Here is a 17,539-nt window from a genome sequence, read left to right on the forward strand (position 1 = left end):
AAGACATTTTTTGTGCTGTTAAGTTTCGAAGTAGTAACCCAAGCCTGGACGGTTTTTCAGATACTCTCCATATTGCTTTAACTTTTTCCGTAATCGTGTAATATTCACATCAACAGTACGGTTGGTGACCACTACACTATCGCCCCAAATTCGCTCAAGTATTTCGTCTCTTGAAAAAATCTTATTCTTATTCTCAAACAGTAAACAAAGAATTTGAAATTCTTTCAGCGTCAGTTCAACCTTTTCGTCATCAATCATCAAACTTTTTGCTTCCAAATCCAGAACTACCTGCTCATAATGCAGAACCTTTGCCTTTTCATTTTCAGAAATTGGCACTGAGCGCTTTAAAGCTACCTTTACGCGTGCAATCAACTCTTTTAACGAATAAGGCTTTGTGATATAATCATCTGCTCCTAAATTAAAACCGGTCAGCAAATCATTTTCTTCACTTTTAGCGGTTAAAAATATCACTGGTACATCCAACTTTAATTCTCTTCGGACAGTGTCTATCAGTTTAAAACCCGACATTTTGCCCATCATTACATCTAAGAGTAATAAATTAAATCGACTCAAATCTTTTTGTAATGCTTCTTCAGCAGAATAGGCCACCTCTGTTTCGTAACCTTCACTTTCCAGGTTAAATTGCAATATTTCGCACAGATCTTCCTCGTCATCAACAATTAATATCCGTTTAATAGCCTTACTCATGTAAATTGAACTTTTCACTAAGGTAAGTCAATTTAATAAGGAAATAATACTTTTTCGTTTTTTGGCTAAGAATATCGGGCCGCTTCAATTATGTCATTGAGTACCTTCACCTCTCAATACATCTGATTTTTAGGCGCTTTAGTTTTTGACAGGATAATCGATAGTACAGTCTAGTTAATGAGCTATTATAATGGTGTTGTTGGATACTTTTTAGTACAAAAAAACCTAAGCCCATACAGGACTTAGGTTCAATATTTTTTCGACTTTTGGCTTAAAACTGAAGTTCCATCTGTAATCTTGTAATGATTTGATCTTGCCCGCCCACTTTGTCGCGGAAGGTAACATCACCCTGAAACTTAAAGTTGTGCCCAATGATGTATTTACTTACACCAATAGTATAATCGGTTATTTCTTTATTAAAGGCTGTTTCGTTTGGTTTTGTAAATGCATAACGGCCTGATAATTCCCAGTTGTTCTTGAAAACATAACCCGTTTGAATATTGGCTCCATAACCAGTATAATAAACATCTACAACATCACCATTTTCGTCGTACACAAATTCATTATCATCAGTAACCGTTCGGTTAGCCGCCTCAACCATTAATGAGTACCCTCTGTATTTCAGCAGGAAATCGCCACCAATGTTTAACAAATCGGCCTCACCACCTATAACGCTACCAACCTGACCTCTGTCTTTGTAGGCATCAACGTTATAGTTTGTAAAAGCTGCAATTGCAATCTTAGGTGTTTCCTCACGACTCAAATCAGCTGATTTATAAGCACCCTTGGATTTAAACTCTCCCAATGGATGAACTTCTAATTTACCTGTTAAACTAACACCCGGTGCATAATCATTGTCCCTGATACCATCACCTGAAGTAACAGCCCACTGATCAAATACAATGGCTTTACCGATGTTAAATTTATGGTGGAATTGTAGGCCGACATCCCTGTCAATGTTATAGTATTTGTTAAAAACCGAACGATCAACCATCTGCATATTGGCTGATGACACTACGCGCTCACGGTTACCTGGCAGTTTTCCCTGACCAAACCAGATCTCATAGTTATCCTTCTTATATTTAAACAAAGCATCGCGCACATAGCCACCAACTACGTCGTACTCAATTTTGTAAACAAGGCTTTTATTAAGGAAGTAGCCGTCAAATTTTAAACGCGAACGCTTAACCCATGCTTTATCCTCGAAATAGGCATCATTAGACGAGTCGCCTAGTCCATTCACAAAGTCCCATCTGGTTTGAATACGAGTCGTGAATTTTAAGTAAAAAAGATCATCGTCAGTTTTAAATCGAATCCCTTTTCCAACTTGGGCTGACAAACTGTTAATTTCCTGTGCTTCAACAATGTCAATGCTTACCAACACTATTAAAGCGCTTAATAGTAAAATACGTTTCATGTTATTCCTGTGTAGAATTCCTATTTTACCAGAAAAATTAATTCCCACATTTCCCTGGTTGTTTTTTAACTTATTTTCCGGGTGCAAACCTAAACTCGTATTATTACGGAGCGGTTAAGATGATGTTACATTTTTGTTACAATTAACAAATAAACCCCAAAATATTATCTTTTACTTAATGCACAGACCCTATAACTATAACAAAAATCAGTTTTAAGATGATAAAAAAGAATCAATCACGAGTCCATTAGCTAATATTATTCTGGTTGTGTAGCCTTTTTACTTTTTAATTCTAATCGAAATGATAGGAACAGTAAATATAAAAGTACAAAAATAGCGAGTCCGGCTGTTGGAATGGCGGCCTTTTGACCAAATAAAGTTATGGCCGTAACAACGGCGAAACCCGAACTTTTAATGGTTAGCAACAGGTTTTCCGACATCACTTTAACTGCATTTCTTTTAAAAAGGCTTGCAATTTTTTCATATACCAAACCCAATCCGAAGTGGGTCAGTAATAGTACCAAACCTATTTGCAATAGGATCAACGGCTCACTAAAAAAAACCTGACGATTTAGACCAACCGCTATAAAAATTAATAAGGCAAATCCCCAATCAACCACTTTACCTCTTATTTTATCAACTAATTTAAACGGTTTTGAAAGCAATAAGAAACGTGAGATAATTAAAGGGAGTACAATTGTTTTAACCATCAGCATAAACAAATCCCATGATGCAATGCCACCATTACCAGTTATCCAACCAACGGCAAATGGTGTAAGAAAAACGGTACATATAAAGGCTCCTAGCACCCCTTTGATAGAATACTCAACATCGCCTTTTAAAATGTAAGAGAATGGTATTATTGCGACGCCCGGTGGTGTTGTGGCAATAACCACAAAGCCATAAAATAAATCTTTATCGTCAATTAAGAAATAAGCCAAGCCTATCATTATCGTAGCATAAATAACATAGTTAAGGAGCATACCAACCAGCATTGGCTTAACAAGCGCTTTTAAAGGAAGAAGGCTTGAGGTACGTATATTGGTCATTGAAAAAGTCATTACAATTGCCAGCACATAAGTAGTGTAAGCTTTGATATTAGCAGCAAAGTCGCCAAGCACAAGCCCAACAACAACGGCAAAAACCAAAACAAAATTTCGATTTCGTAATAAATTAATCAATACATGCATCTGATTGCTCTATAAGTGTTATGAATATTAATGCAGCGCAAACTTACAAATTTTATTTAGAATTAATCTACATTGACTGTCCTTTCAAATAGTTTGGAACAGATGGCAGCAATTGCTTACTTTTGGCACGATTAATTACAGGTTAATAAACCGCTTACCATAGAAAACTAACAATATGAAAGGGCAACTATATTTAATACCCAATACTTTGGGCGAAAGTCCTATAGAACGCAACCTGCCTCAGGAAACTATCGACATTATACGTTCCATAAAATATTATGTGGTTGAGAACATTCGCACAGCCCGCCGGTTCTTAAAAAAAGTAGATAAATCAATTGAAATTGATGAACTCACGTTTTATGTGCTGGATAAGCATACCAACCCCAACGACATTCCAGGCTTTTTAAAGCCAATTAACGATGGTCGGCACCTTGGTTTACTAAGTGAAGCTGGTTGTCCTATCGTTGCCGATCCTGGTGCCGATGTGGTTAGTTTAGCTCACACGCAGAAAATCAGGATTATTCCGCTAGTAGGCCCCTCCTCTATCCTGCTATCCGTAATGGCATCAGGACTAAACGGACAAAGCTTTGCCTTTAATGGCTATCTGCCACTAAAAAAGGGAGAAGTTGGCAAACATATCAAACACCTTGAAGAACGCTCTATACGTGAGAAGCAAACGCAGTTGTTTATTGAAGCTCCCTATCGAAATATGAAATTACTTCAGGAGTTAATCAATGCTTGTCGACCACAAACCCGATTATGTATAGCCTGTGATATTACGCTCGAAACAGAATATATTCAAACCAAAACCATAGCGCAATGGAAAGGCAAAATACCCGACATTAATAAACGACCAGCCATCTTTTTAATCCTCGGATAAATGAGTCATACAATTGTTTATTCATTTAATTGAATACCTTTGGTGCCAATACAAATATTGAGAAACAAGTTAGTATGAAGAACATTTTCACAAAAAGTAGTGTGGCCATCACATTGCTTGTTGCATTAGCGCTTACTCAAGCATGCAATACACCAGATTCAACCGCCACCTTGTCAAGCAAAGCTGATAGCCTTAGCTATGGCTATGGCGTAATGATGGCAAGACAACTGGCGTCTGAAGCCAATCTGAATGCAGATATGGTAGCAGCTGGTATACGCGAAGCATTAAACGAGTCAGCACAAATGACCATGGATGAAGCCAGCCAGGCTATTACAATGGCTAAAGCACAGGTAGGCATTGACTTTTTGGCTGAAAACGCTACCAAGGAAGGTGTACAAACGACCGAAAGCGGATTACAGTACAAAGTAATTGAGGAAGGCACAGGCGCATCACCTCTGGCCACCGATGAAGTTAAAGTTCATTATAAAGGTTCACTCATTAATGGAGAGGTATTTGATAGCTCAGAAGGAAGCGAGCCTATCTCTTTTCCGCTTAACAGGGTAATACCAGGCTGGACAGAAGGTTTACAGCTAATGAAAGAAGGTGGTAAAACCATCTTTTATATCCCTTACCAACTAGCCTATGGCGAAAGAGGTGCTGGCCAGGTTATTCCTCCTTATTCAGCGCTGATATTCGAAGTAGAACTCATTAAAGTTGGCTCAAACTAAAAATTGAGTTGAAAATATTTGCTTTGGAAAGGATAGCTTTGTTATGGCTATCCTTTTTTATTGCATCTATATTAAAAAAAGTTGCTATCCTATATTTCTAAGTCCTAAAAACTTACAATCAACTCCCCAATCGCTCTATATTTTTTAGTGCTTTTTTGTTTTGCAGTTTAAAAATAAACCCTACTTTTGCATCCGTTATCGAAAGAGATATACACTGAAACACTAGAGACCACAAGGGTTTCAGACAAGATATTAAAATACTGGAGAGATGGCAGAGTGGTCGAATGCGGCGGTCTTGAAAACCGTTGTACCGCGAGGTACCGGGGGTTCGAATCCCTCTCTCTCCGCAATTTAGCTTGAATATCAAGCAAATACGAAATTTACACGTATTTTTACACGCATCACTTGAAAAGGTGGTGCGTTTTTTTATGTCTAAACTTTACTAAACTCTATCAGCAGAATTCCGGATTTGATGCAAAACCTGGGTATTATGAGACTATTTTACTAAAAGTTAATTGAACAATTTCTAGGGAAGGCAACGACGAATTGTAGTTCCTGAAAATCTGACAGTTTAGAAGTACCATACGATCAGAACTATATATGTATTGATCCCAGAGAGAAAAATATTAATAGCTCGTCAGAAAAAGTGGCTTAAAAACTTGTAATTGATTAGAGTATATGAAAGCCTCTCCCTGCTAGCGTTTGCTGGCGGGGCAGGCTATTCGATTATACGCTTTTTTTGAATAACTTGGTTGTTGTCTTTGTAACAAAGGATCTTGTATCTTTATTATACTTATGTCTCTTAATAATCATTTTACCCAAATCATCTTCAATCATTAATTCTAAATAGCTATTTTCCTTTTCCTTCTCCTTACAAGCAGAACCTGCCATTATCAATGCCGTTTCTGAATCCGTAAGTGAATAAAAATCATCAACAAACTCTTTGTATTTTGAATGATTATATAAATAGGATTCAAACTTCTTTAAACTATTCAACTCCCTTGAATTTACTCTTAAGACATCATTGTGTTCCTTAATGTAGTGGTATGCAATAGAATCAAAGTATCGTGCTTTTTTTCCATTTATCACAATGGGGTAGTAATCATTCAATTGAGTTTCCTTAAAGAGATCTTTAATTACTCGACCAAACCCTCTCTTTTTTGGCAAAAATTTTATTAATCTCTTAAGTGGCAAAATATCATAGAAGTCATCGTGTAAATGACCACATAATACAATATTAAAACCCGAATTAACAATCGATTCTAATACATTTCTAGATTTATCAAGCATTAAAGATCGTTTCCTGTCTCTATCTACAATTATTGGCGAATGGTGTAATAATAAAACCTTTATTGCACTATCTTTTGTGTGATCTAGAAAGTGTCCTTTGACTCTTTCTAGTTGTTCTTTATCAACATTTCCTTTACCCAATTTCTTTATTATATTACCCCCATTTTTTTTATACGTTGAATCAAGCGCAACAAATGAATATTTCGTATTGTTGACTTCAATATTCTTTACTATTGGATATTCTTCTTCTGAACTGTGAAATACACCATTGAATGTTCGTAGATTATTTATTTTCCTATAACTTTCATCATAAGAATCATGATTGCCTGGGGCAATAATAAACTTATCTCTCTTTAATCTTAATCCTAATGCTTTTGAAATTTCAGAATCACTTTCATCAAAAAAAAATTTAGAAGCTAAATTATAACTTTCAATACTTCCTATTCTTGATAGATCACCAGTTACACAAATTCTATAATCATTATCTATTTGCTTTATGGTAGATGTCAAATGATTTCTTAAATCTGTCCATATATTTAGATCATGTTCCTCTAACCCTTTTATTTTTTTTGAAATTTTCCTAGGTACTTCTTTATCCCGAGAGATACCTTCTCCGAAATGAAGATCTGAAAGGTGAAAAATAGTAAGCATACTGTTGGATTTAGATGATTAATTCTATATGTTTTTGTTTAAATTGCGTATAACGTCCGGTGTATGGTGACGTAAGGGATTGCGAGCTTCAAACCTATCAAGTTACAACTTAAAATTGATGCGGGCGATAACGCTCGAAAACCTCTGAAACCCTTATGAATTATACACATTATTGGCAGTAGTAATTATTTGTCCTCTTTCTTTTCAACCACAAGGTTTTCCAAAAATTTTAAGTCTGCTTCATCAACTGCCTTAATGATTTCTTGAGATTTCTCATGGCATTTAGAGGCAAACTTATTATTTATCTCATCAAGAATATTCTTAGCTTCTGTATCATTTCCTGAATCTCTATTATTTAAGACTTCTTGAATAGACTTATTATATTGAAAATGTACGTCTTGAATGAAAAGTTCTAGCCCTTTTGCTGCCTTTGTAATAATTAATAATCTTTTATGGTTTGAAAAAATCAAGTCAATAGCTATTACTACACTGATAGATATTCCTATAATCTGTGCTGCTTTTTCATTAACTCCTGTTGTGAGTATAATACCACCAAGAACAGCAATTGCTTTAAAAGTATATGCAAAGAATAATCTTATCCTCGATTCTTTGCTAAATTCCGCTTGACGTTCTTGGGCTATATTATATGCATCTTCAAATATCTTTGTGCTATAATTGTTGTTACTCATATCGAAAATTTATTTGAGGAATACTTAATGTTATTCTAATGATATCATTTTCTTCATCAATAATTTGAATATTTAGTCTATCTGTTTGTCTTTGAATTCCAGGAATATCCTTTAGAAATTGTTTGGTCTCATTTGATTCTAAAATTAAACTACCACATTCTGGACAAGGTTGGAAACTAGGAGGTGGTGGTTTATGAACAAAGCATTTAATTTCAACTCTTATTCTTCCATCACCAACTACTCTTATTGTATTATAACCCTGCAAGTCCAATACATTCTCCAAAGCTAGCCTCTTAGGCCCTCTAATTCCAAACTCTTGAATTCTTTCATTTATTTGTATTAGCCGTATCATGGTTTAAAACTATTACTTACTTAAATTTATAGTTGAATCCTATTTGATATACCGCATTATCTTGCTTGTCAAAAGGTAGTCTACCATAAGAATAACTAATAAAAAATCCTTTATCAGAAGTAAGTGAACTTGTAAAATATGAATAATTTGATAGGCTTGCTTCTTTTATAGTAGAACTTGCACCAATCTCATTATAATATTTAAAAGCTGCATTAAAATATATTATTTGCTTAACAGCCTTAGCAACAAGTGTTCTAAAACCAATTTCGAGTCTGTATCTAAAATAAGGATTTAAATTATTGTCAAATTCTTCCCTTAGAGTATCATTTTCTGGAATTACATAATCAATTCCAGTTGATATTATTGGAAGACTAATTCCAGTAGATGATAGCTCATCATCTGTTTTTGTTAAACGCCGAGTCAAAGCAAAAGGATAGTCAAGAATATTCAGTCTTGACAACCAAGTTCCTTTTTCCCATGATTTTACGCTAAAACTAAATGTTGAACCAAAAGCATATTGATATTTAGAAAAGTCTTGATTTGATTCAAAGCCACCATTTAAACTTAGGCTATATAAAAACGAATTATCTAATTTAAAGATATTTGTAAATTCTTTCCATTCTTTTGATTCTTTTAGTTCAATTATATCTGAATGGCTCATTAAAACAGGGAGTAACTTTAATGTGCGTTGATGAACCGTGTCTGGTTTTAGAGAGAGCTGCACACCTCCTCTTGCTTGGTAAAGTTTAAACGATAATTTCGTATCGATAAAATCAGTTGGATTTACTTTTTTATCAAATGCAATATTTCCTACTGAACTAAAAGCACAAGATATTCCATTTTTACCAAATTCTTTTGGATAAAGCTTACCTCTTTCTATACTAAAATTATAACTTAGACCTAAAGACGCTGATGTAGAATCTTCTGATTGAAACGTTTTAAAATCAATGTTCAATGAATTTAGCCAATAACCAATAGTTGAATCACTGTCACTAATTTCTTTGACAAGTTTATTCCATGTTTTATCATAAAAATCAGGGTCATCTTTTAGAGAATCAATTCGCTCAAACAACTGTGTGTTTTTTGTTAATAACTCATTAACTAGTGTAGAGTCAAGTCCTGAGTTAAAAATAGCACTATCAATATCTGTTTTTAGATTATTTGTTTGACTAAAGACAGAAATAGATAAAAGCAAAGAAAATGCAATGATTAAATATTTCATAGCTATCCTTGTTCGTTAAGAAATAAATAGTTTTCATCATTCTTATTTGCCAAATCTTCAATGGTTTTAGTTTCATCAATTAAGATTTCAACCATTGAATTAATTGCTTTTTCTTGTGTTATATTATTCTCAAGTTTGGCACCCATACCAACAATAAAAGCAGAGTCAATCGTATTTGCTAGATTTATTGCTTCTGCTTGAAGAGATTCTTTCGAAATTGTTGGGTTATAAAATGAGAGTTCGGACATTTTTATGTCTTTGGAGTCGTTAAAAACAACATCAATTTGTTTTAATCTTAATAGAGTTAACCATGTGTAACCATATGAAAGATTATTTTTCCAGTTTGCCATATTTATAAGTTTAGTTTCGCTTAGGATTAACAAGTTACAAAACTCTTAAAATATGTAGTGAATTCTCAATGCGTTTTATTACTGCCAACGTACTAGTGTTTTATCCTTTCTTCAGATTTATAATTAAATGAGTACTTTTTGTTACACCACACCCGTGGTTTCTTTAATCTCCACTTTTCCAGCCTCTGCGCATTTCAACCAAAACTAACCGTTGAAATGTATCCCCAAACCCATCCACACTTATCCAAAAATCACGCTTTCCGCGCATTTTGCTACTTATTTGCACAAAATCCAAAACACTGATTTAGAGTGTCAATCAAAAAAATCCAGGTATTTTATTGAAAAAACACCTGGATTTGTGCAAAATGGACTTTTCTTTTGATGAATACCCGATAGGATAAACGATGACATTGCTGAATTTCCGTCTTCGGAAAATAACCGTGTAAAAGATTGGAGGGGGATTAAGCTTCAAAAAGTAAGTGTTTCGCTCAAAAACTTTGCAGAAAGCCTCAAAAAGGGTGTTGTTTGCGCATAAACCCTATGTTTTGGGGCATTTTTAGGTATTTTACCGTTCCCAAACAAGCAAAACTATACGCTGTAAATATAAAAAGAGGTGTTTATTCACCTGCAAAAACACATTTTCTGCGCAAAATAAGTGCAGATTAAGTGTGGAAATTATCCGTTTATTGTTAAACGGATAATAAACTCTCAAACTTTATTATTCTATTTTCATAGAAACGCAATTGCAGTTTGAGCTCATCACTACTTGCATGAATATCATCAATAGATTGCGTATTCTGCGCAATTTCATGTTCCAGTTGCTCAACTTTGCTTGAAATTTCGGTAAGTTTTTGTTTTTGCCTAAGCCTAAATTTAGAAACAAGCATTTTATGGGTTGGATTATATTTTGAATCAATATCCGCAGTAGTTTTTAACCGATTATGCGCAAATTCGTTACCCTTTCTTAACTCCTCTAAGTAGGGTTTGTTTATAAATGTATTATACAAATCTACATCTGACATACTTAATAGGTTTTCTACCTTATACAACTCTGTAACCTTGACTCTACTTATCTCTTTTAATAGCAAGTTAGAATTTGCCATTAATCCATTCTTTCTTTCAATATTCTCATTAATGCGCTGATGAATAGTATTTATTTCACTCTCCAGTCGAGTAATCTTATCAATTAAATAACCAACCTCCAGCGAGCCTTTTACTTTTAAATTATCTAAACTAGAATCATTTTCATTTATAGTGTTGATTGATGCAGTGCTCTGCTTTAATCGTTGCTTTTTTTGATAATTAAGCGCAGACCTACATTTGCTACTGCAACAAATGGCATCTGACCTTTTAGGAGTAAACTCCTTTCCACAGTTGTGGCATATTTTTAATGTACTCATTTTAACATGGTTTTAAATCGAACATTTCTATTAGTGCTGTTAGGTTTGGGTTCATGCACTTCATTCGTTCAAGTATTCCGCTTGGACTATTTCGTTTTTCCTGAGTTTTAATTTCAATAATGAGGTCTGCAATATCATCCCCATCGGCTAACGACGTATTTTCAAGAGTATCGTTCACCTTCACTTCAAAACAAGCTTTATTGGCAACATCTGACCATTTAACAAACGCTTTGCCCTTGTCAGGAAATAAAGTTACATCGTATTGATAAAGCGCATTGAGCTTTTTTACATTGAGCATACTTTGAGAGCCTACTGCTAACCAATTGTATTGATGATAATAAAGAGCACCAAGTATTGCATTCTTTTCACCTTCGGCAATAGCAACTGGAGTCTTTGTGTCGGTAAGCAAATGACCACCGAAGTATAATTGAACTAGATTGAAGTTTTTGAATTTATTATGAACCCAACTGATATTCGAACTGCGCTTAACGCTTGCTATATTATAAAGCATTATTTTACCTGTTCTTACTTCTCCACTTCGGTTTACTTGCCAAAATATGGTTTTTCGATTTTTGGCTGTACCAACAAAATATTTTTGCAACACAAAGTTTACTTGTTCTTTTGGAAAGTAATTGTACAAACCAACTGCAAAGTTGTTATTGTCGTAATGTTTTAGTGTAGCTTGTAAGTATTTAGGGTCAATTGTTGATGGCTTTTCTATCTTCACAGGTTTTCTAGGCTTGCAATAATTTGAATTATTATCAGGCTTTGTACCTGTACGCTCAAAATACATTTTAGGCGTAAAGTGATACCCGCATTTTTCTTCTCGATTGCACTTGCCAACATATTCTGCTAAATGCTGATTGGTTTCGTTATCTATGTAGCGTGTAAAGGTTCTTTTATCACATTCAGGACAGAAATATCTCGACTTCCTACTAACATACTTTTCTAATGAATATCTGTATTCTCGCATGACTTAATATATTAACTGGAAAAGGTGGAAAAGTGGAATAACTTTGATATATAAAACATTGCAAGTCCACCTCTGTCCATTTTGTCCACTTGCAGTCCACTGCAATTATTGCCGTAAGTAACTGATATGCTTAAGATTTCCACTATTCCACTTATTCCGCTAATCACAATCAATTTTGCTTCTGTATTGACCTTTACCTAACTCTTGCGTAAGTTTACTGATGGAGAGTAATTCGTAACTTCTGGAACGTCCGATATGATGTAATTCCTTTGCTACTTGAATAAACTCTTTGCTCGTAAAGGTTTCCTTACCGATTGCTTTTAGAATAGAATAAACTTTACCATTGGGTGTATTAGTCTCGTAAGACTGTTCCATAATGTCGTTAATCTGTAAAGCATTGCTGTAAAAGTAATTTTTAAGCAGAATTGCTTTTTCCATGCTAGACAATGAAACCTCATTAATTACCCTATCATTAAAATAGCAATCTGCAACCTCCATAATTAGAGCCAATCGCAACATATATCTATCAAGTTTTGACAAGATACCTGACACATTACGGTCTTTGTTAGATGGCTCAACATGGCTATTAAGCTCCTTGTTTAAACGAACATTGGCATTTTTAGAAAGAGGAATGTCGTTATATAAATCACCGTCTAGCATTTCTTCTAAAAAACCTTTCATTTTTGTTTGGAACACAGAAAGTAAATGCTCATCAATTGGAGTATCTGAAACATACCGTTTCTCCATCTTTTGAGGTATAACAAAGAGCATTCGCTCAAAAAAACCATCTTTTGTATCTTTCGATTTTAAACTGGCAATGACATCATCTTGAATACCGCCAATAATATTGACGCAAGGTTTCTCAATAAAAGCACTCTCAGCTTCTTTACGGTCTAGTGAAAGAGGTGCGCCATCCCAAACCGATAAGTAACTACTTCGCCTTGATGCTCCATTGTACCCTACCAACCCATCAACAAAGGTTTTAAACTCATCAGGGATAACGGTTATTCCATGTGGGTTGTCGTGATGCATTTTTAAAAGCGATTCAAAGGTGGATTCAGTCGTATAGAGTTTCTTACGTAAAGGTTTAACTTCATCTAAAGACGAATCGTAACTTTCTAATGCGGTTTTATATTCTTTTTCAAATTCGGACTGCTTATCTTTGATGGAACGATAGGCTAGTTTCTGAGGCGCACTTTTATTCTGACCCGACCACCCAATCATTACAATCCAAAGCGAAGTATTCTCACTCCATGTAATATCTTTCCTTATATGGTATTTATTGCCAATGGATGAAGCAAATGATGAAAGAATACCTCCTGCAAAATAATCCATATTATAATTGCCGTTTTCGTACATTTCTATTATCACATCCTGCACAAAAGGAGGAAATACTTCAATCGGGAAGTTTGAAATCCGTTCTCTTTTTATCTTGCAATTGGCATCATGTAAACTAATTTTAATACCATCCATTAAATCGCCCTCCCTGAATTAGCAAAAAGCTGATGTGCCTTTTCTCTATCCACAATTATTTTTCTGCCTACTTGCTGAACAGCATCTTTTAAAATACCATCCTTATATTTTTGCGCTGTGGCATGGCTAACAGAAAACTCATCACGTATACCTTTTAATCCATAGATATATTTGTTATCCGTAAAGTTTTGAACTTCTGTAATTGGCTCTGTTCTTTCTACTCCCAATATTTCTTTTAATTGCCCCACCGTCAAGGCTCCTACAGGTGTATTGTCGTTTATTGACATCATTTTTTACATTTTAAATGAAATTAATAAGCGACTAGCTAGTCTTTGTTAAATCAAATTTGATTGTGCGAATATGTCGAGAAGTTCAATGAAGTTTAAGTAAAATGGCTATAGTTTAGCCCCGCACTTAAACGACAAATTGGTGGGTAAAGCGGTCCTAGTGGTGGGTAAAACAAAGACAATTAAACAATATCCTATTGACAAAGAGCACATTGCAAAAATAAAGTATGGGGCTATTTTTTTTTGATAGAAATCATTTAACACACTTAAGTGTTACCACTTGAAATTTAATTTCAAGCTCTTGTGTAGAACCAGCCCCAACGGTAAGACCTTTAATGTCGGGAGTGGAATAGGCAATTGCCGAACCTTTATAGTTTGCGAGTACTTGGTTAACGTCTAATGCGATTGGTGTTTTAGTTGGATTATAACAACGAAGTTTTACGGCAAATTGGACTTCCTGCAAGTTCATTTTGTGTATGCGGAATCCTAATAGGGCAAAGTTCATCTTTGCACCGGAGAGAATCTTTTTACCTTTCTTAATCAGGTAAAAGCCACTGCAAACAGCTGCTACAACCGCTAATGTACCTTTAATTTACTTCGTGCTTGCTTCCAAAATGGAAACAAACATATAGTAGGCTTATGGTTGGGTGTTGGTTGGCTTTGGCTAAGTTTTGCCGATATTGGTTAGAATTGGCTTATATTAGTTTAATAAATCTATTTTCTTAAACTCTTTATCTAAGAACCACATATTTGTCAGCTTCTGATAATTAAACTTACCATTTTTTAATTCCTCTAGGCTAACTTCAAAAATGGAACGGTTTAACGAGTGAAAATAATTAAGCTCATATTTTACCCATTTTGATTCTTGGGAATCATGTGAGTTGACGAATATGACATTCTTTGATTGGTCTAATCTTTTTTCAATAACAGTCTTAGTAGCATCGCTTAGTAAATTTCTTTTTAAATAATCTGTATCATTCATCCAATCACAATAGACATCCTGCTTTTGCTTGTTTAATGCATGAATTAAAGTTTGAACTTCTTTAAAATCAATGCTGCTATGAGAAATGAAGAAATCAAATTTCTTAAGCTTCTGTTCATTAGAATTATTAATTCTATACTCAAGTTCTTCAGGTATTGATTCTATACTAAATTTCTCGTATGCATATACAGTTTTAAGGTGCTTCCTGCGTTTTTTATTCTTGCTAGGTATCCTCATGTATTTTTGTTTTCGTAAAGTTACAAAATGCATAAAACCTTGCATGTGCAGAAATGCCATCCTTCGTAGCTGCATATTATACTCAGTATCAACTTTCTTCTTAAAAAACTTAATGGTTTTAGGGCAATAGTACTTTTCTAACTCTTTAAAAATATACACCTTATCCTTCTGTGTAGTTGTTTTCCTGTCATACAATCCCATTAGCTTATCTAAGAACATAGGTTCAACTAATTGCGCCTTCTTTTTTGCTGTTTCAATTTTTGTCTTGATTTTATTGATTTTTGGTAATCGTGTTTGATTCAGCTTATAAATATTTTCCTGTTGTTTATTTTTATCGAACTGCTTATTATGAGACTTTTTGTAGTTAAAACTTAATAATCTCTTAGTAATCTTTAAACTTTTTAATATTTCAACTGGCTTTGGTATTCTGTGACGTATTTTTTTTCCATGAGGACTAAGCTTATTATCTTTCAAATTGTAATAGCTGCACCCCTCTGAAAGTAGTTGTAATTCAAAAGGGAAATATTTCTCTATTAACGCAAAGATAGTTTCAAATGTATATTCTTGTGGAAGAGCATTAATTACCTCATTAATATATTGAGAAAACTTATTTTTTTGCTCCTCTAAAAAAACTGTAGATTGATGTTTTGTAAATCCTGACATAAAATAAAACATTATAGATGTATACGTATTTGACTGCACAAAGTAGATAGTTTAAAACTAATTAAATAAGCAATAATTCGAACTGTAATTTATGAATAAGAATAAACTTACCATTCAACTGCTCTCTTCATTTTAAATGATATATTTGTTTTTTAGAAAACCTGAACTATGTTAGATAATTACGTGAGTAACTATAGCGAAAAATGACATATAATACGTCTGAAGCAACTTATTTTTTCACAAAAAATAATTTAGAACAATTAGAAGCTTCCCTTCTACAAAGGGGAGAGAATTTAGAAGAAGTCATAAGTGAATTTGTTGATTATAAGTATGAAAAGTTTGATATATTTTTATCTCATTCATATAAGGATAAGTCAGAAATCCAGAGGCTTTATGAATTGTTAACTTTTGATTTAAATACAAGAAACTACAAAGTATATGTTGATTGGTTATACAACAAAGAGCTTAAACGTGAAAATGTAAATGTTGATACAGCTAATGTTATTCGATCAAATATTGAAAAGTCAAAATGCTTAATATATGCAACCCCAATAAATGAAACTAATTCAAAATGGATGCCGTGGGAATGTGGTTATATGGATGGTTTTACAGGTAATGTAGCTATTTTGCCAATAATGGAAGAGGTTGATGAGGAATTTTCTGGAGAAGAATTCCTAACATTATATCCAGTAATAAAAAAAGACTCCAATGACATTTTAGTTGCTACATTTCATGATGGAAGCACTATGTTTTTTGACGACTGGATTAATAAAAACTCAGATAAAAATAAATTTACAAACTATTCTTTTTTGATAGAAAGCATTAAAGAGGAAGAATCTCACCTACCAGGCATCGGAACAAAAAATCTAAAAAATAAAATTCAATTCCCATTTAACTTTAAGTATGAAAGCGATATGGTCATTGTGGTCAAAACCATTGATCCAGAACAACAATAATGGACTTTGGACATTAAGTCATCTTTTTTATTCTTGGGTGATTTCAGTGTTCACATCTAGGCGTTTTTTTGATAGAGTTGAACTTTATACAGATGATTTTGGAAAACACCTTCTAATAGATATATTAAAAATACCATTTGACAAAGTATCGATATGCATGAATGAAATTGACAACATGAGTGTGAAATGGTGGGCCGCAGGTAAATTATTAGCCTACAGCAAACAAGATGAACCATTCATTCATCTAGATGGAGATGTTTTTTTGTGGGATTATTTGCCAGATAGAATAATGTCTTCTCCTGTTCTTGCTCAAAGTCCCGAATTCTTTAATAAGTATGATACAAGTTCGTATTATAGATTATTAGAATTAGAAGAATTAATAAAATTTGGGAATGGGTGGTTACCTAACTATTGGAATAGCTATACTTCCAATATAGAAGTATTTGAAGCAGCATGTTGTGGTATATTTGGAGGTAATGATATCAATAGTATTAACAATTACTCTACAACAGCTATAAAAATTATAACCGAGAATAAAAATATATGGGATAATTGGAATGGTAATGCTTGTGGAAATGTATTAGTTGAGCAGTTCTTCTTGATACTATTTCTAAATGTTCAAGGAAATAAAAATATTGAATATCTGTTTGACAAAACAAAAAATCCTTTTTCCCCTAATTCTTCGAATACAACTTATACTCACTTGATTGCAAATTCAAAAAATAACATTCAAGTTCAAAGATTGGTTGAAAAATTCATACTCAACCACTGTATTGAGTTTATTCCAAGAACTAGAAAAGCAATCGAAGCTATTAATAAGGAGAAGTGTTATCAAGAATAATAATTTAATTGATTACGTTATTCTTTTTATAATTCTCTGCTTGATGGAAAATATCCTAATATACTTCGTCTAGCTCAATAGGAGGATAGCCGTGCTCATCTAAGAGCATTATTAAACCTACTTTTAAGCTGAGTTTTATATCTTCTCGTTTGTTCGTAACCATTCGGCCTGATACATATTGCCAACTTTATTCCGGCGACCTAGTTTTGAAACAAAAACTATGCGCATAATCGAGTCAAGTTTTCGGGAG

General features: G+C 33.8%; 17 protein-coding genes and 1 tRNA gene. 5 read left to right on the plus strand and 13 right to left on the minus strand.

From position 1 onward, the window contains the following. Positions 1-18: 18 nt before the first annotated feature. The 3 genes from KDU71_RS03760 to KDU71_RS03770 form a co-directional block, all read right to left on the minus strand. Positions 19-708 (minus strand): response regulator transcription factor, encoded by a 690-nt coding sequence (locus tag KDU71_RS03760; RefSeq protein WP_212188564.1) that lies wholly within the window; start codon positions 706-708, stop codon positions 19-21. A 271-nt stretch (positions 709-979) separates the two neighbouring features. Continuing rightward, positions 980-2,125, minus strand: coding sequence for a porin family protein (locus tag KDU71_RS03765; protein ID WP_212188565.1), 1,146 nt, complete (start codon positions 2,123-2,125; stop codon positions 980-982). 257 nt (positions 2,126-2,382) lie between these two features. Further along, a complete protein-coding gene (locus KDU71_RS03770; RefSeq protein WP_212188566.1) occupies positions 2,383-3,315 on the minus strand; it encodes a bile acid:sodium symporter family protein in 933 nt (310 codons plus the stop codon). Positions 3,316-3,490: 175 nt separating this feature from the next. Between KDU71_RS03770 and KDU71_RS03775 the strand changes: the two genes are divergently transcribed. The 3 genes from KDU71_RS03775 (at position 3,491) to KDU71_RS03785 (ending at position 5,270) form a co-directional block, all read left to right on the plus strand. After that, positions 3,491-4,195, plus strand: a complete 705-nt coding sequence (locus tag KDU71_RS03775; protein WP_212188567.1) for an SAM-dependent methyltransferase — start codon at positions 3,491-3,493, stop codon at positions 4,193-4,195. A 74-nt stretch (positions 4,196-4,269) separates the two neighbouring features. Then, a complete protein-coding gene (locus KDU71_RS03780; protein WP_212188568.1) occupies positions 4,270-4,923 on the plus strand; it encodes an FKBP-type peptidyl-prolyl cis-trans isomerase in 654 nt (217 codons plus the stop codon). 262 nt (positions 4,924-5,185) lie between these two features. Continuing rightward, positions 5,186-5,270, plus strand: a tRNA-Ser gene (locus KDU71_RS03785). Positions 5,271-5,649: 379 nt separating this feature from the next. Here the strand turns inward: KDU71_RS03785 and KDU71_RS03790 are convergent. The 10 genes from KDU71_RS03790 to KDU71_RS03835 form a co-directional block, all read right to left on the minus strand. Continuing rightward, positions 5,650-6,864 (minus strand): metallophosphoesterase family protein, encoded by a 1,215-nt coding sequence (locus tag KDU71_RS03790; RefSeq protein WP_212188569.1) that lies wholly within the window; start codon positions 6,862-6,864, stop codon positions 5,650-5,652. Between the two features lie 185 nt (positions 6,865-7,049). Next, positions 7,050-7,553 (minus strand): hypothetical protein, encoded by a 504-nt coding sequence (locus KDU71_RS03795; protein WP_212188570.1) that lies wholly within the window; start codon positions 7,551-7,553, stop codon positions 7,050-7,052. Further along, positions 7,546-7,905, minus strand: coding sequence for a hypothetical protein (locus KDU71_RS03800; protein WP_212188571.1), 360 nt, complete (start codon positions 7,903-7,905; stop codon positions 7,546-7,548). The genes KDU71_RS03795 and KDU71_RS03800 overlap by 8 nt, the downstream gene beginning before the upstream one ends. A 16-nt stretch (positions 7,906-7,921) precedes the next feature. Continuing rightward, positions 7,922-9,127 carry a hypothetical protein gene (locus KDU71_RS03805; protein ID WP_212188572.1) on the minus strand — a complete coding sequence of 402 codons (1,206 nt, stop codon included), beginning with the start codon at positions 9,125-9,127 and terminating at the stop codon, positions 7,922-7,924. Between the two features lie 2 nt (positions 9,128-9,129). Next, positions 9,130-9,477: a hypothetical protein gene (locus KDU71_RS03810; protein ID WP_212188573.1), complete on the minus strand. Its 348-nt coding sequence runs from the start codon at positions 9,475-9,477 to the stop codon at positions 9,130-9,132. A 689-nt stretch (positions 9,478-10,166) separates the two neighbouring features. Continuing rightward, positions 10,167-10,877 carry a coiled-coil domain-containing protein gene (locus KDU71_RS03815; RefSeq protein WP_212188574.1) on the minus strand — a complete coding sequence of 237 codons (711 nt, stop codon included), beginning with the start codon at positions 10,875-10,877 and terminating at the stop codon, positions 10,167-10,169. 1 nt (position 10,878) lies between these two features. After that, positions 10,879-11,850, minus strand: coding sequence for a DUF6371 domain-containing protein (locus KDU71_RS03820; RefSeq protein WP_212188575.1), 972 nt, complete (start codon positions 11,848-11,850; stop codon positions 10,879-10,881). A gap of 159 nt (positions 11,851-12,009) precedes the next feature. After that, complete coding sequence (locus KDU71_RS03825; RefSeq protein WP_212188576.1) at positions 12,010-13,323, minus strand: DUF3987 domain-containing protein; 1,314 nt, start codon at positions 13,321-13,323, stop codon at positions 12,010-12,012. Beyond that, on the minus strand, positions 13,323-13,613 hold the full coding sequence (locus tag KDU71_RS03830; RefSeq protein WP_212188577.1) for a DUF3853 family protein: 291 nt from the start codon (positions 13,611-13,613) through the stop codon (positions 13,323-13,325). The genes KDU71_RS03825 and KDU71_RS03830 overlap by 1 nt, the downstream gene beginning before the upstream one ends. Before the next feature lie 697 nt (positions 13,614-14,310). Next, on the minus strand, positions 14,311-15,492 hold the full coding sequence (locus KDU71_RS03835; RefSeq protein ID WP_212188578.1) for a toll/interleukin-1 receptor domain-containing protein: 1,182 nt from the start codon (positions 15,490-15,492) through the stop codon (positions 14,311-14,313). A 203-nt stretch (positions 15,493-15,695) separates the two neighbouring features. On the opposite strand from KDU71_RS03835, the gene KDU71_RS03840 reads away from it, so the two are divergent. Both KDU71_RS03840 and KDU71_RS03845 read left to right on the plus strand, forming a co-directional pair. Continuing rightward, positions 15,696-16,448 carry a hypothetical protein gene (locus KDU71_RS03840; RefSeq protein ID WP_212188579.1) on the plus strand — a complete coding sequence of 251 codons (753 nt, stop codon included), beginning with the start codon at positions 15,696-15,698 and terminating at the stop codon, positions 16,446-16,448. Next, positions 16,396-17,289: a DUF6734 family protein gene (locus tag KDU71_RS03845; RefSeq protein ID WP_317195158.1), complete on the plus strand. Its 894-nt coding sequence runs from the start codon at positions 16,396-16,398 to the stop codon at positions 17,287-17,289. The genes KDU71_RS03840 and KDU71_RS03845 overlap by 53 nt, the downstream gene beginning before the upstream one ends. The last annotated feature ends 250 nt before the right edge of the window (positions 17,290-17,539 follow it).

This window comes from Carboxylicivirga sediminis (assembly GCF_018156225.1).
In the GTDB taxonomy this organism is placed as follows: Bacteria; Bacteroidota; Bacteroidia; order Bacteroidales; family Marinilabiliaceae; genus Carboxylicivirga; species Carboxylicivirga sediminis.